The sequence below is a fragment of the Pseudoalteromonas sp. T1lg122 genome (assembly GCF_002964825.1).
Classification (GTDB): Bacteria; Pseudomonadota; Gammaproteobacteria; order Enterobacterales; family Alteromonadaceae; genus Pseudoalteromonas; species Pseudoalteromonas gelatinilytica.
This window is the reverse complement of the sequence record NZ_PQCG01000007.1, coordinates 794,523-810,237: the sequence shown is the minus strand read 5'-3', so window position 1 is coordinate 810,237 and position 15,715 is coordinate 794,523. Positions and strand designations below refer to the sequence as shown.

The window sequence follows — 15,715 nt, the reverse complement described above, 5'->3', positions numbered from 1 at the left end:
AGCTATAAAAACGATAGACTTATAACTATCTCAATTTTTTAAGGAAAGCAGATGCAGAGTAAACACTTTACAATCAAAACCATGACCAAAAAGGAAGTCGAACTCATGATTGATTGGGCTGCAGCAGAAGGTTGGAATCCAGGCCTTAATGATGCAGAGTGTTATTTTGCAGCTGATCCTGAAGGATTTCTAGTTGGTTTTCTAGACGATGAGCCTATCGCTACAATTTCTGCCATTAATTACCACGATGTATTTGGCTTTATTGGCTTCTACATTGTTAAACCCGGTTACCGTGGCAAAGGTTACGGAATACAAATCTGGAATGCCGCGTTAAAACGCCTTGAAGGGTTGAATATCGGCCTTGATGGTGTGGTGGAACAGCAAGAAAACTATAAAAAGTCTGGTTTTAATCTGGCTTATCGCAATATCCGTTTTGCAGGAGTAGGCGGTGGTAGGTCACCGCAAAATGCAGATATTGTAGATCTTAATGCTGTGCCATTCGAAATTATTGACGCATACGAACAGGCTTTTTTCCCGGTAAATAGGGCAAACTTTACTAAAGCGTGGTTAAGCCAACCCCAGTGCGATGCGTTTGGCGTAATGCAAAATGGGGAATTGGCAGGATACGGCGTTATTCGCAAATGTCAGAATGGCTTTAAAATTGGCCCTCTATTTGCCGACTCACCAGAAATGGCTGAATCTCTATTTCTAGCTTTAAAATCTAAAGTGGGTGCCTCTGACGCTATTTTCCTTGATACGCCAGAAATCAATCAAGCTGCTGTTGCTTTAGCACAGAAGTACAACATGCAGGTGTCATTTGAAACCGCCAGAATGTATACCAACGACTCTCCGAGTTTGCCATTAAACCGTATTTTCGGTGTTACTTCTTTTGAAATCGGCTGATTTTATTGGGGTGAGCGATTAATCGGTTGTGAGAAAACTAAAAATTTATCACGTTAAGAATTAGACGCTTTTATTAACGAGGATTCATACTACTGCTAGCACCTAGCACCTAGCACCTAGCACCTAGCACCTAGCACCTAGCACCTTCTTTTTCCTTTCCCCTTACAACTTTCCTCTTTCCCTGGGTGTGCATATACGCACAGAAGCTGTTCGTTTTACGCTATTTTAATTATATAAGCCGTCATTTAAGATGTATCTAGTTTCACGATTCTCATGGGAAATGAGTATGTTAAAGAATTCAAAGTCAAGTTATGGCTGGGTGGCCATCTTAGTGCACTGGTTAATGGCACTTGGGGTGTTTGGTTTGTTTGGCTTAGGCGTTTATATGGTTGAGCTAACTTATTACGACGCTTGGTACAAAGGCTCTTTGGACTTGCATAAAAGCGTGGGTATTACCTTAGCGGCATTGTTGTTGTTTCGATTTGGTTGGCGCTTATTAGGTACTCAACCTGAGCCTGTTGCAGGTAGCTCAAAAGCAATGAATCATGTTGCTCACTCAGTCCATAAACTAATTTATTTAGCTTTAATCGTCATTGTGACATCTGGCTATTTAATCTCTACGGCTGATGGCCGTGCAATTGAAGTATTTAATTTATTTGCTGTGCCGGCATTACCAGAGTCGGTGGCGAACCAAGAAGATATTGCAGGTAAAATTCACTTTTATGCCGCGTATGGGCTAATAGCTGTGGTTGTTTTACATGCTTTAGGGGCACTAAAACATCATTTTATCGATAAAGATAAAACCTTAATTAGAATGATCAAACCATTGAAGGATGATTAACATGAAAAAATTACTATTAGGAACAGCACTAAGTGCTGCACTTTTCTCAACAGCAAACGCAAATGCAGCTGACTACGTTATTGATACAGACGGTGCCCACGCATTTGTTACATTTAAAATTAAGCACTTAGGTTACAGCTGGTTACATGGTCGTTTTAATGCTTTCTCAGGTGATTTTAGCTATGACGATAAAGCGCCAAATGCGTCTAAAATTAATGTAACGATTGAAACTAAAAGCATCGACTCAAACCATGCTGAGCGTGACAAGCACTTACGCAGCAAAGATTTCTTAAATGTTGATAAATACCCAACTGCAACATTTAAAAGTACCTCAATCAAATTTGATGAAGAGGGTGATGAAGCAGATGTAACAGGTGAATTTACCTTAAATGGTGTGACTAAAACCATTACTTTTGAAATTGATAAAATTGGTGAAGGTAAAGATCCATGGGGTGGTTACCGTGTTGGTTTTGAAGGTGAAACAAGCCTAAAACTAGCTGACTTTGGTATCGACTACAATCTTGGCCCTGCTTCTACGCATGTTGATATTGGTTTATTTATTGAAGGTGTGCGTAAGTAAGCACCATTCATACGACCACCAATTCGCTTTACTCTCGGATTGGTCAATATAAAAGTGCCGCTCAATGAGCGGCACTTTCGTTTCTATCTTTTAACCTCTTTTCTAAAATTGGTTGCAAATTATCGGGTAGCCAGCGTACTAAAACGTCATGAAAAGCATCTGTATGCGCTATTTTTTCAAGGGTTTCATCTAATAATTTTGCTGTTTCTTTACCTTGTTCGTTGTTTGTACAACCTATGTAACCAACACTTAATGCAGGTGCTTCAGTGAGTGACAGTTGGGTCAATTCATCTTCAAAGCCCATAGAATGCGCCAAATAGTAATGCTCGCTTGGGTAGCCAAGTAATATATCAATACGCTTTTTTTGTAGCATATAAGTCAAGCTTGCGAGGGTGTCTCTACCAGGGCGTGAGATGATATTTGAATCATGGCTTTCGTTAATCACGCTATCAATATCGGCGCCAAAAGAGCGGCTCATTGATACCCCTAATGCCAAGTGTTTATCGTCTAATAACGATTTTAAGGACACTGGTTTTGTGACGTCTAACTCAAGCTTTGCGGCTAACTCTTTACGTATGGCAATGGAGGGTGATAAACCCACTGTTGATGAGTGTTTCGTAAACTGAATATGCTGCTTACGGTGTTCGTTTTGATACAACGACAGCATACAGTAATTGTTGTGCGGGTTTGATAGTTCATGCACGGCACGACTAGCCGGCAATAAAGTGCGTTTAAATGACACTTCAGGGAGTGCTTTTTCTAGTAATTTGATCACACTTTCATCACGACCTGTGCCTTCGTACTTATCATTCATGATGTAGTAGGGGGCAAAATCGACCATGATCCACTCAATGGTCTTCGGTTGCTTGGTTGCAGCAACAGGCAGGCAAAAAAGTAATAGTAAAATAGACCACACACAACGCATTTTTACTACCTATTTATGGGCTAAAAATATAAGTGTAGCAGGAATTTAGCTATATGCAGGCTGGTGGTGAAAACTAAAACGCCAGCTTGTTGGCTGGCGTTTATCGGTAGGGTTTAGTTGGCTTTTAACCACTTCACAAATTGGCGTGCATCACTGGCCTTTTGGAAGATGGCATTTTTTAAGCCCTGCGTGTCACTAAAAATTACACGCTGTTTATTTACCGAGATTGATTGCACTGGATGTGCGATCTGGATCAAAGATCCGTTGTATTTATATGACATAATAAAACTCACTCTTTCTTTTGTCAGTGTCTGTAGAGCTTTAAAAGGCATTTAAAAATACAGACCGACATTTGTTGTCTTGCTAACAGTGTTGACTAAGTTTGTGACAGTTTGGTGATGATTTGAAAATTCATCGAAATGTCATTTAGCAAACAAGCTGCAAGTATTTATACGAATATGCGGGAATTACTGGATCAAGGTAAGGGGTTAACCGCGTGGTTTCTAAAAACCAGACAAGTAGATTACTGTAAGAATTAACTAAGCGCAAGGTTTATTTTTTAAACATCAAAAATAATTTCTGGATGTTTAACAGAAACAGGCGTATTGTGATTAGGCACAAAATAACAATAAGAAGTATGCTTATGAATTACCTTTTGGTGTCAGATATATTTGGTAAAACAGCGCATTTATCGCTGCTTGCTCAGCAGCTTCGCGGTAAAGTGAGTCTTTGCGATCCCTATTTAGGAGAAATTCAGCTCCCTATAAACGAGCAGTTTCAATATCAGCATTTTATTACTCATTGCGGTCATGATAGTTATTTTGAACGGGTGCATGTCAAAATGGCCGCTATTCGTCAGCCAACCACGATTATTGCATTTAGTGCAGGCGCAGCGGCTGTTTGGCGAGCTCAAGCAGAGTTAAAAAATTCATTCATTAAAAAAATTATTGCCTTTTATCCATCCCAAGTCAGGCATCATCTCGAGCTTGAAGCCAAAGTCCCTTGCCGATTTATTTTTCCTCACAGTGAAGAACATTTTGATATAAAGCCTGTGATTGCAACATTAAAAAGTAAAGCGAAGGTGAGCTGTGAAATAGCCGACTTTGGACATGGTTTTATGAATCCATTATCTGAAAATTTTAATCAGCTTGGCTATCAGCAATTTACAGAACAACTGTTGAAAGAAAGTTGCCATCCAGAAGTTGCCACCAACCATTAAAAACTAGTCTATAGTCATTACTAAACAATAATATAAGTAATGACTATGACGGACCAATCAAATTACAGCCACTTCTTATCTAACCCGGTTGCTAAACCACCTTGTCGAATGATCAATGCGCAAATGTACGGATTTTTTGTTGCTGGGTGTGAGCAAAAAATGCAGCAGTATGTTGATGCAACTTTAAATTTATTAGCAACCGAATCAACCTCGTTTAATGTGTTAGGGAGCACGTGTTTACTTACCTTCACTGATATCGAAAAAATTTCTTCGTTAACGCCACCGTTTTCAGAGCATGGCTGGATGCAAGAAACTGATATTATTATTTGGCTCCCAGTAGCAAAAATGCAAGGTGGTGATATTAGTCATTTATATTGGTATCCGGCATTTATTAGCGTCAATAACATTTATGCTTTGATTAATGGCCGAGAAGCCTGGGGCTACAATAAATACCTGTGTGAATATCAAATGCCTGCGACTGTGAGTGATGCGGGCGCCTTTAGTATTTCTTTAGAATGTTTTGATGTGTTTAACCCAGACTCTAAATTAGCAATGCATGAGCTATTAACCATTGAACAAACACAGGCAAGTACCAAGGAAAACCTACTCGATAACTTATCGCATTTTTCTAAACACGTTACCGATTTGTTTGATGCGCAAATTAAAGGCATTGATTTATCGCTTCTTAAACAATTGTTAGACGGGTTTATTCATCCGCAGATGGATCAGATTTTGTTTAAACAATTTCCCGATGGCCAAGGAGATAAAGCCGTTTATCAAAGCGTGGTTCACTCACCATCGTTAATCAAAAAAATTCACCAATTAAAACTTTTACACAATGATTTTAGTTTGGATGTAAAAGCTCTTGCGAGCTTTCCTCTGAATGACATGTTTGGCATTGCACTTGGCAAACAAGCGGTTCATTTACCTTTTTACGTCAATATGGACTTTGATCAGCTTGGCGCAACACAACTGTTACCAATACAGGGGTAATCATGGAAAAAGAAAAAATCACCATTGTAGGTGGCGGTGTTGCAGCGATGACTGCGGCAGTGTATCTAACCGAGCAAGCTAATTGGCAAAGCCAGCGCGAGATTACCGTTTATCAACAGGGTTGGCGCCTTGGCGGTAAAGGGGCGAGTGGCCGAAACGGCCATTTTGGACAGCGAATCGAAGAGCATGGTTTGCATGTTTGGTTTGGCGCCTACGTGAATAGCTTTCGCACCTTAGAAGGGGTGTATAACTCACTCAATCGACCTGCTAGTTGTTCATTGGCTACTTGGCAGCAGGCATTTAAACCACACAGTTTTATTGCCTTACAAGAGTTTATTGATAACGAATGGCAAACTTGGCCGATTGATTTTCCTACCGTTGAAGGGAACCCCGCTGATGGCAGCCTCGATATAACAGTGTGGGACTTTGTCACCATGACATTAGCATGGCTAAAAAAATGGACCGAAGGCATTGAACATGTTTGTCAGCAGCAAGACGCTAAAACCACTTTAGTGACTAAAAAGTCACGGGATCAATCGTTACTCAAACACATGTATCAAGAAATCAAAGCAGACATTGATACCCATTTAAATGGCGCAAAGCAATTCATCGATGATATTGAAGCAGGCGCAACTGAAATTGCCTCGAACCCACGAACATTGATAACTCATTTGCTGCAGTTCACCGAAAAGCAGGCCACCCATACAGATAAACAGGCCGATCGGCTGGTGATTTGGTATATCGTCAGAAAGTTAAAACGTTGGTTTAAAGACCAAGTTATTGATTTACTCGATGACAACCCAGAGCTGCGCAGACTTTATATTTGTGCCGATCTTGCGATTGCAATGCTCACAGGACTGATTAAAGACAAAGTATATCGCGACGGTTTTGGTGTCATTAATTGCTACGATTTTCGTCAGTGGCTCGAAAAAAATGGTGCTAACAAAACTTACAGTGTCGATTCAGCGCCAGTGCGCGGCTTTTATGATTTGGTGTTTGCTTACCCGAAAGGTGACTTTAATAAACCTAATGTTGAAGCAGGCGTTGCCGCCCTCGCCATGTTACGTATAGGGCTTTGCTATAAAGGCGGCGTGATGTGGAAAATGCAAGCAGGCATGGGCGATGTCATTTTCGGTCCAATTTATGAGCTTTTAAAGCAGCGCGGCGTTAAGTTTAAGTTTTTCCATCAGTTAACTAACTTATCTGCTGGGCAAACTGACCAAGGTGAGCCGCAGGTAAGTGAGATTGAGCTTTGCCAACAGGTCAGTTTAGTTGGCCAAGACTATGAACCGCTCATAGATGTAAAGCAGCTGCCATGCTGGCCAAGTGAACCCCTGTATGAGCAAATCAGCCCTGAACAAGCGCACTTATTGCAAGAATATCAAATCAATTTAGAGTCATTTTGGAGTAATTGGCCCGAGGTGTATCAAGAACACTTTAGTACTCCATTGCCAACAGTGACGCTTCGCCATGGTATTGATTTTGATACATTGATTTTAGGTGTGTCGGTTGCCTCACTTGAACACGTTGCCTCTGAACTTTTAGCTGTAGATTACGCGCTTTCTCAACAAGCAACAAAAGTGCAAAGTGTGGCGACTCAGGCTTGCCAAGTATGGTTGAATAAAACCGACCCACAACTTGGCTTTACGCAAACTAATGCTGCTCACGAAGGGCCTATTTTGAGTGGCTTTGTCGAGCCTTTTGATACCTGGGCTGCAATGGGCAACTTACTCGATAAAGAAGATTGGCCAAGTGAAAATACGCCTGTGAACATTGCCTATTTTTGCAGTGCATTTAGCTGCGAAAACTACCCACCTGCCAGTGCACATCAATTCCCAGAGCAAATGAAAGCCGAAGTAAAATTGAATATGCATAATTTGTTTAGCGCAGATATGCGGCCACTTTGGCCTGAAGCCTATATTGATAACAAGTTTGATTGGCAGGTTTTTTACAGTGATCCGCATAGCATTTTACCTGTTCTTGAGCAGCAATATTGGCGCGTTAATGTCGATCCTAGTGAGCGCTATGTCTTATCTGTGGTTGATTCGAGTAAATACCGCCTGGCTACAGATGGCAGTCAGTTTGTCAATTTGCGCATCACTGGCGACTGGATAAAAACCGGCGTTAATGCAGGCTGTGTTGAGGCTGCTGTGATGGCCGGTATGCAAACAGCGCGGGCAATATGTGGTTGGCCAAGCGAAATCAGCGGAGAGCATGCATTCGAAAAAGGTTAGTGTGAATAAAGTTGTAAAAAAGTATGCGTATAAGTCATGAAATTTCATGATTTATATGCGACTTTAATCTATTGTTTGGTCTATACTTACCACTAAATTACAACAATTTAACAAGTTTCCCTCTTTTAAGGTCTAAAAGCCAATGAAGCGTCCTTTTCTTAAAGATCCTAAGTTTATGATGTTGTCGAGCACCAGCTTGGCGGCATGTGTAATGGCAAGCGCTGTTGCACAAGGAGCTGAGACTGAAAAAGACATGGAAGTTATTAGCGTTTATGCACAAAAGCGTCCGCAAGCAATTGAAGACGTAAGTGTAGCGGTAAGCCAAGTGGATGGCGAAATTTTAAAAGCTCAGCATTTTAAAGATTCAACTGAAATTGGTTTGTTTGCGCCAAACGTTAAAATTACCCAAAACGCCGCAGAGGGGACACCTCCCGCTGTGAGCATCCGTGGGGTGGGGTTACTTGATTATAATACGGCGAATACTTCACCTGTTGCCATGTATCTTGATGGCGTTGCGGTTGGGTCTGCTAATAATCAAATTGTTAACTTATACGATATTGAACAGCTCGATATTTTACGCGGCCCGCAGGGTACCTTGTTTGGCCGTAATTCTACCGGTGGTGCAATACTTATACGCTCAAATCGCCCTGAGTTTGATAGCTATGGCGCGTTGACATTAGGTGTTGCCAATAACAACGCCACCAGCGTTGATGGTATGTGGAACCAACAACTATCAGATTCTAGTGCATTGCGAATTGCGGTTAACTATCAAGACTACGAATACTCAACAAATAATATCTATGCAGACTCACCCACAGCTGGCATGGAGCAAAAAAATGCCCGTGTGTCTTTTTTGTCTGAGTGGGATAACGTTGAACTTTACCTGCAAGCACATATTGAAGATTGGGATGGTATTGCCCAGCCTGTAGGCAATATTGGTGTTGTCGCAAACCCTTTAACGGGTGAGTTGTGTTCACCTGCAGATGCAGGGTCAACCCGCTGTTTTGATAACTTTGGTTTTAATGATGGCAGTGATGATTTTTTTGCAGTGAGCGTTAACAATGACTCACCTCATAAATCTGATGCTTATGGCTTTATTGCTGAACTGAATTGGCATTTAAACGAGCAAAGTACTTTTACCTCGCTTTCGAGCTTTAACGATCTCGAAAGAAGCCACGCTTTTAACTGCGATGGCTCGCCAGCTCGTTTGTGCGAAGGGGTATTAGGGTTAGATACTCAACTTTTTAGCCAAGAATTCAGATTATTAAACGAATTTGCTGATTACACACTCACCAGTGGTGTTTATTTTGCCGATGAGACGATTGAGCAAGATAATTTAAATGATATTTTGCGCGATTTCCGCGGCATTTTACCGACAAACTTAACCGCGACCTTTATCTACGATAACGAAATCAAGATGCAAAATTTGGCAGTATTTAGCCAAATTGAAGTGCCTGTCGCAGATAAATGGATGATTACAGCCGGCCTTAGATATGACTATGAGTCACTTGAGTATGACTCAATCGCCACGTTAAATGCGGTGGTTGATGTGAACGACTTAGACGGAGTGCTTGTACCATTTTATCGCGTTACCGATGAGCAATCAGATAACGGCTTTAGCGGCCAATTTGCCGTTAATTATCGCTATTCAGATACAAGCAATCTTTACTATCGTTTTGCAAATGGTAGTAAAAGTGGCGGCTACAATGGTGGCTTTTTGTCATCTGAAGAACAAGCAATCTTGGCAAACTATGGCAAAGAGCGCTTAAATGCCCATGAAATTGGCTTAAAGTCGTTCTGGCCTGGGAAGCAACTTAGAATGAATTGGGCGGCGTTTTACTATGACTATAACGACCAACAAGTGTTTATGAATCAAGCCTCAGAAACACCGCAAATGCCCCCAGTGCAATTACTTGAAAATGTGGCTGATTCAATCATTTACGGCCTTGAAACTGAAATTAATTACCAAGCAACTAAACAATTAGCCATGCTACTTTCAGTTGGCTATATCCCTCATGCTGAATTTGAAGATTACGTTGACCCACTTGGCAACAGTATTACTGATAACCAACTGCCATTTACCTCTAAATGGAATGTATCAGCGGGATTAAAATACGATACCAGCTTGGCGTCGTATCCGTTATCGGCCAACATTATTTACGATTATCAGTCTGAGTTTTATTTTGACCAGAACATGAACCCATATGCCCGCCAAGACGGCTTTAGCATTGTTAATGCGCATCTAAAATATGATGTTGATAATTGGTCATTTACTTTATGGGGCAAAAATTTATTTGATACTGAATACAGTCAGTTAAAGTTCGATTTAAGCTCGTTCCTAGGCATGCTTGAAGACTTTAAAGGGGAAGGGCGTCGCTATGGCTTTGATGTTTCACTGCAATTCTAGTCGTTGCCATCTCCAAAATGGTACAGGGGTTTTGTGAATGCGGTTAAAGCTGTATTTAAGTACTCTGCTGTTTTTATTGCTATTGAGTCTTTCGGCTAATGCACAACAGACGTTTGTCTACACTGATGCTGCGGCTGATCAAAACCTTCATGATGTTGGTGAAGTGTTTACGGCAAACGATAATATGTTTCCGCAATCGGTGGCTGCGATTGATGCTTGGCGAGCAAGCAAAAAACCGCAATCTCGAATAAGCTCGGTTGGCGGTAGTTATTGGTTAATTGTTGAAATTGAAAATCAAAGTGATATCGAAGATTTAGTGCTCTATCCGTATAACACCTTGGTTTCGAAAATAGAAAGCCGCATTTACGATATAACTGATCCAACAGCCCCGATACAGCACTTTGTAACCGGTGGGGTCGAGCCGAATCAATTTGCTTTTCACTATGGTAATCGCTTATCTCTTGAAAAAGGTAAGCACTATACGCTTATCACTTATTTTGAGAGTGACTACTTTTATACTCCCGCAAAACTGGTATTAACGCCTTATCAAGATTATTTTCAAAACATAACCATTGAAAATATGATCATGATGCTGTGCTTTGGGGTGGGTATTGCACTTGGTTTATATAACTTATTAATATACTTGGTTTCTCGTGATGTCACACACCTTTACTACGCGCTATTTACTGCATCCTGGGTGTTTGCTTGGAGCCATTTTTTCCATATTTCTGATCAGCTGTTTGGTTACTATAACCCACATCTTCATTGGCTCGGCTTTGCCCTCACACCCTTAACCAATATTCTGTTTTACAACAACTTACTTAAACTCAAAGAGACATTTCCCAAACTGGCGCAATTATCCCTGACGGTGGGTGTAATCGCTACTCTGGGTATTCCGTTTTGTGTTTTATGGCCAAGCTTTGGTTTTTATTGGTCAACGTTAGTCACCGGTGTCGCTTTATGTTTAGGCTTATACATAGGTATACGCTGTATGCTCATTGGCTTTAAGCCAGCACGCTATTTTGTGCTTGCTTACATTGCCATGATGCTACCGAATATGGTCGGAAATTTAACTAATTTAGGCTTGCTGCCTGCAACCTCCATTAATTTATATTTATTGGGTTTGATAGGCACTGCCATGGACGCCATGTTACTGGCTTTCGCTGTTGCCGATAAGTTTAGGTTGCTTCACGATGACAACGTAGAGCTCAACAAAAACCTTGAAGAAAAAGTTCATTTAAGAACGTTGGAGCTTGAAGAACTCGCCTCAGAGCTTCGCGATGCCAATGAAGCTAAAAGTCGTTTTTTAGCGAATATCAGTCATGAAATTCGTACCCCAATGACATCAATCATTGGCTATGCAGATGGCATTATGCTCGGGGATATTAAGCCTCATGAGCGCAACCATGGGATTGGGGTTATTTTGCAAAATAGCCGTCATGTTCTTGGCTTAATAAACGATATACTTGATATGTCGAAAATTGAAGCCAATAAGCTAGAGATTGATTTAGTCGAAACAGATTTGTTTGCCACGATTGCCAATATTGAGTCACTTATTGGCAAGCAAATTCGCGATAAGGGCTTAAAGTTCAGTGTTGATTATCAGTTCCCTTTGCCAGACTACTTGATCACCGATCCGAGTCGTTTAAGGCAAATCTTATTAAACTTGACCACTAATGCCCTTAAGTTCACTCAAGTGGGGCGTATAACCTTAACGGTGAGCTGTCATAACGATAAGTTGTCGATAAGCGTAAAAGACACCGGTATTGGCATGACAGACAAAGAGCAACAAGCTTTGTTCAGTGCTTTTTATCAAGCGGATTCTAGTATTTCTCGCCAGTATGGCGGTACCGGGCTTGGCCTTAACATTTCAAAGAGCCTTGCGCAAAAATTGGATGGGGATATCAGCGTTAAAAGTAATGTCGGCTCTGGCAGTGAATTTATTTTCACCATGTCGGTGTATACCACAGATAACACACGTTGGCTCAATGACATGAGCGAAGTGAAGCTTATTGAAACCTCACCGTTTAGTAAGCTTGATGCACCACAAAATTTGAAGGGACGGGTATTACTTGCCGAAGACCATCCAGACAACCGACGTTTAATTGCGCGAATATTAGAGCGGATGGGACTGACAGTGACCACCGTCGAAAATGGTAAAGACGCAGTGCAAGCAACCCTCGAAGACAGCTTTGACCTTATTTTGCTCGATATTCAAATGCCCATTATGGACGGTCAAGAGGCATTAAAAATGATGCAAGCAACCGGGGTTAGCGCGCCAATTATTGCATTGACAGCGAATACCATGAAGCATGAAATTGCCCGTTATATGAAGCAAGGCTTTAATGATTTAATAGCCAAACCAATTGATCGCAATGGCTTTAGTCATAAAATTGCCAGTTACTTAGATTGTGATGAGTTGGCCGATATCAAGTTACCTGAAAAAGAGTTTCAGGCGCTTAAAGATGACTATATAAAAGGTCTTGAAGAACAGTATCGAGAAATGCGCGAGCAATACAAAAATATGGATATAGATGGCTTAAGCAGAAATGTTCATATGCTCAAAGGTGCTGCGAATATGTTTGAGTGTGAAATGCTCTATGTTAAAGCCGTTGCAGTAGATACTGCGCTTAAAAAAGATACCGTCACGCTCGATACGCAGCTTATTGCTTCCTTATTTTGTGCTATGCAAGACGAAATAACCAAGGTAACGCATTGATTGCTTGAATAGCGGCTATTTCTTTGTAAGCACAGACAAATTCGCTATTTCTTGATATTAATATTGTTAAAACACCTTGCTGGGAAGGCATGATGCAGTATCAACATATTTCAGTACCCTCGAATGGCGCGCAAATTACGATTAATAGTAAGGGCCAATGGCATATTCCTGATAACCCGGTTATAGCTTACATTGAAGGCGATGGTGTGGGTCAAGATATAAGTCCGGTGATGCGTGATATTGTCGACGCTGCGGTGAAACATGCTTATCAAGGTGATAAACAAATACATTGGATGGAAGTATTCAATGGCGAAAAAGCAGCAGCGCTTTACGATGGCGACTGGTTCCCGCAAGAAACCCTACATGCCGTTAGACAGTATAAAATTGCCATAAAAGGGCCGTTAACAACCCCCCTTGGCGGAGGTTTTCGCTCATTAAATGTGGCTCTTCGTCATGAGATGGATTTATTCGTTAACATGCGGCCCATTCGCAGTTATCCGCATTTACCATCGCCCTTAAAAGAGCCTGAAAAAACCCAAATCACAGTAATACGCGACAGCTCAGAAGACGTCTACTCCGGCATTGAGTGGCAGGCTGGTAGTATTGACAACGAACGTATGCTTGATTTTCTGTGCCAAGAAATGGGGGTCACTCGACTTCGTTTTGATAACCAATGTGGCATTGGCATAAAAAATAGCTCGAAAGAGGCTGCAGAGCGACTAATGCGTTACGCACTCAACTTTGCCCTTAAAGAGCACAGTGAATCTCTGACGGTGGTGCACAAAGGCAATGTACTTAAATTTACCGATGGCGCTTTTAAACGCTGGGCATTTGCCCTTGCTGAGCAAGAGTTTAACGCTGAAGCGCATGAAAATGGTCGTTGGTTAGTGATCAAACGAGACAATCAAGATGATTTAATCATCAAAGAAGTCATTGCCGATAACATGCTACAACAAGCACTGCTCACTCCAGAGCAATTTGATGTGGTGGTAACAACCAATCAAAACGGCGATTACTTAGCTGATATGCTAACCGCACAAGTTGGTGGGGTAGGTATAATGCCTGCGGCAAACTTAAATAATGAAGTGGCTTTTTTTGAACCGACTCATGGCACATTTAATCGCATTGCCGGGGAAGACACTGCAAATCCAACAAGCAGCATTTTAAGTGCGGTCATGATGCTACGTTTTATGGGTTGGCACGAAGCGGCGAATAAAATAGAAAAAGCCCTAGAACAGACGCTTAGCGCAAATGAAATGACGTTTGACTTGGCTAACCTAGTAGCCGGTGCGACGATGCTTAGTTGCAGTGGTTTTGCAAAAAGCATCATCGCTCGAATAAGTAACTCAAATAATTAACCATATTAAGCGGCATTGGCGCTTTTAACAGCGTAGACACATGGTTTGCCTGTTAATTGTGCTGCACGTTGATAAATGTGTTCTGCACCAGGCTCGTTGCTTGTCATGCCTGTTAATGTGTCCATTAACGCAACCACTAAAATAGCCGGAACTTGGCAGCAGTATTCATCAAGTACTGCGGTTGTTGTTTGTGCATCAACATGACAATGCGGGTGAGTGCGTACAGAGCTATATGCTTTTAACAGCGTGTCTGCTTGTAAAACATCATCATCTTGATGTTTGGTTTTACGGCATTGGCAGCCAAACTCATCAACCATTGTTGCAAGCGTTTGGTAAATTTCTTCGCAAGCTAAATTGCTTTTTTTACAAAGCTGCTGCTCGATGAATGAGTGTAATTGACCATTGATGTAAAGGCCGTCCTGTTGAGTGAATTGCGCTGAAGTTTCCATAATCATTTTCTCTTTGTTTATGTGCTTAACTTCACTCTAGCCCTTCACTCATTATTTATGAAATTGTTGTTTTCAATAACTGATATTGATTTAATCAATATTATATTGTTTTTAGCGATCAGCCACCGTACCGGCAAAGGCGAGTAGCTCTCTGCGCAGCCATTGGTGCGGGTTTGCGTGGTGTAACAAAGGGCTCCATAACATTTTTACTTCAATAGGCACGATTTGAAATGGCACTGGACTTATTACCAAATCAGTGTGTTTTGCTAATAACATCGCTTGGCGACGAGGTAATGTAGCGATAAGTTTTGGTGATTGGCACAGCAAACTTGCCACCATGTAATGGCGGGTAAATACACGAATATTGCGGGTTTGTTCTAGTTGCCATAATGCCTCGTCGACCCAGCCGAGTTTTTTGCTGCCGGATTTATTCGTTACGGCCGCTTCTACGCCCCAACCAGCCCGATTCACCCAAATGTGCTCTTGTGCAAGGTAGCCTTCGAGGTTTTGCTGTTGTAAGTAAGGGTTGTCTGGGTGTGTTAAGCAGCAGTAATTGTCGCGCCATACACTGGCTTGGTGGAATGAGCGGGGCAGGCCATTAAAGCGGTTAATGGCAAGGTCGATGGTGCCTTTTTCCATATCTTGAAGGTTAACATCGCTTGGGCTCAAAATATCAAAATTAAGCCCTGGGTTCTTTGCTAGCTGCTGGGTGATAAACGGCGCAATAAGCGTTGATTCAAGGTAGTCGTTTGCCATGATCCGAAACGTTATATTCGCGGTACTCGGGTCGAATACTTCACTTGGCTGAGTAATTTCTTCGGCCATTTTTAACAGTGATTCTATCTCAGGTTTAAGGCTGAGCGCTTTTGCTGTTGGCGTCATTGTGCCAGCGGCTCTCACTAATAATGGATCATCAAACAAATCACGCAAACGCTTAAGGGCGTTACTCATTGCAGGTTGAGTCAAAGCCAGTTTATTGGCGGCTTTAGACACACTTTGTTCATCAATGAGGACATTTAAATACACCAATAGGTTGAGGTCGACGTGCCTAATATTCATTTGATCAATCTTATTTATTATCTTTATT

13 protein-coding genes are annotated in these 15,715 nt (G+C 41.5%); 9 read left to right on the top strand and 4 right to left on the bottom strand.

Annotation, left to right across the window (positions count from 1 at the left end; all coding sequences use genetic code 11):
* The first annotated feature begins 51 nt into the window (after nt 1-51).
* The 3 genes from C2M33_RS09190 to C2M33_RS09180 all read left to right on the top strand — a co-directional run bounded on the left by C2M33_RS09190 (nt 52) and on the right by C2M33_RS09180 (nt 2,324).
* Nucleotides 52-903 carry a GNAT family N-acetyltransferase gene (locus C2M33_RS09190; protein ID WP_063704576.1) on the top strand — a complete coding sequence of 284 codons (852 nt, stop codon included), beginning with the start codon at nt 52-54 and terminating at the stop codon, nt 901-903.
* Between the two features lie 286 nt (nt 904-1,189).
* Nucleotides 1,190-1,744, top strand: a complete 555-nt coding sequence (locus C2M33_RS09185) for a cytochrome b (RefSeq protein ID WP_063529650.1) — start codon at nt 1,190-1,192, stop codon at nt 1,742-1,744.
* 1 nt (nt 1,745) lies between these two features.
* On the top strand, nt 1,746-2,324 hold the full coding sequence (locus C2M33_RS09180) for a YceI family protein (protein ID WP_105174328.1): 579 nt from the start codon (nt 1,746-1,748) through the stop codon (nt 2,322-2,324).
* A gap of 61 nt (nt 2,325-2,385) precedes the next feature.
* Here the strand turns inward: C2M33_RS09180 and C2M33_RS09175 are convergent, their stop codons facing one another.
* Complete coding sequence (locus C2M33_RS09175; RefSeq protein ID WP_063704582.1) at nt 2,386-3,249, bottom strand: TIGR02285 family protein; 864 nt, start codon at nt 3,247-3,249, stop codon at nt 2,386-2,388.
* A 113-nt stretch (nt 3,250-3,362) separates the two neighbouring features.
* Entirely contained in the window at nt 3,363-3,530 is a 168-nt protein-coding gene (locus C2M33_RS21190) for a hypothetical protein (protein ID WP_165381452.1), read from the bottom strand.
* Between the two features lie 326 nt (nt 3,531-3,856).
* On the opposite strand from C2M33_RS21190, the gene C2M33_RS09165 reads away from it, so the two are divergent.
* From C2M33_RS09165 to icd, 6 genes are all read left to right on the top strand, one after another.
* The gene (locus C2M33_RS09165) at nt 3,857-4,468 is read left to right on the top strand and encodes a hypothetical protein (RefSeq protein WP_158685579.1); all 612 of its coding nucleotides are present in this window, start codon (nt 3,857-3,859) and stop codon (nt 4,466-4,468) included.
* A 45-nt stretch (nt 4,469-4,513) separates the two neighbouring features.
* Nucleotides 4,514-5,461 (top strand): acetoacetate decarboxylase, encoded by a 948-nt coding sequence (locus C2M33_RS09160; protein WP_105174326.1) that lies wholly within the window; start codon nt 4,514-4,516, stop codon nt 5,459-5,461.
* A 2-nt stretch (nt 5,462-5,463) separates the two neighbouring features.
* Nucleotides 5,464-7,695, top strand: a complete 2,232-nt coding sequence (locus C2M33_RS09155) for an NAD(P)-binding protein (RefSeq protein WP_105174325.1) — start codon at nt 5,464-5,466, stop codon at nt 7,693-7,695.
* A 142-nt stretch (nt 7,696-7,837) separates the two neighbouring features.
* Nucleotides 7,838-10,102, top strand: coding sequence for a TonB-dependent receptor (locus C2M33_RS09150; protein ID WP_233999135.1), 2,265 nt, complete (start codon nt 7,838-7,840; stop codon nt 10,100-10,102).
* 37 nt (nt 10,103-10,139) lie between these two features.
* Entirely contained in the window at nt 10,140-12,821 is a 2,682-nt protein-coding gene (locus tag C2M33_RS09145; RefSeq protein ID WP_105174324.1) for a 7TM diverse intracellular signaling domain-containing protein, read from the top strand.
* A 92-nt stretch (nt 12,822-12,913) separates the two neighbouring features.
* Complete coding sequence (gene icd / locus C2M33_RS09140; protein ID WP_105174323.1) at nt 12,914-14,179, top strand: NADP-dependent isocitrate dehydrogenase; 1,266 nt, start codon at nt 12,914-12,916, stop codon at nt 14,177-14,179.
* A gap of 5 nt (nt 14,180-14,184) precedes the next feature.
* Here the strand turns inward: icd and C2M33_RS09135 are convergent, their stop codons facing one another.
* Nucleotides 14,185-14,628 carry a hypothetical protein gene (locus C2M33_RS09135; RefSeq protein ID WP_063704594.1) on the bottom strand — a complete coding sequence of 148 codons (444 nt, stop codon included), beginning with the start codon at nt 14,626-14,628 and terminating at the stop codon, nt 14,185-14,187.
* 111 nt (nt 14,629-14,739) lie between these two features.
* Entirely contained in the window at nt 14,740-15,687 is a 948-nt protein-coding gene (locus C2M33_RS09130) for a LysR family transcriptional regulator (RefSeq protein ID WP_105174322.1), read from the bottom strand.
* Between the last annotated feature and the right edge of the window lie 28 nt (nt 15,688-15,715).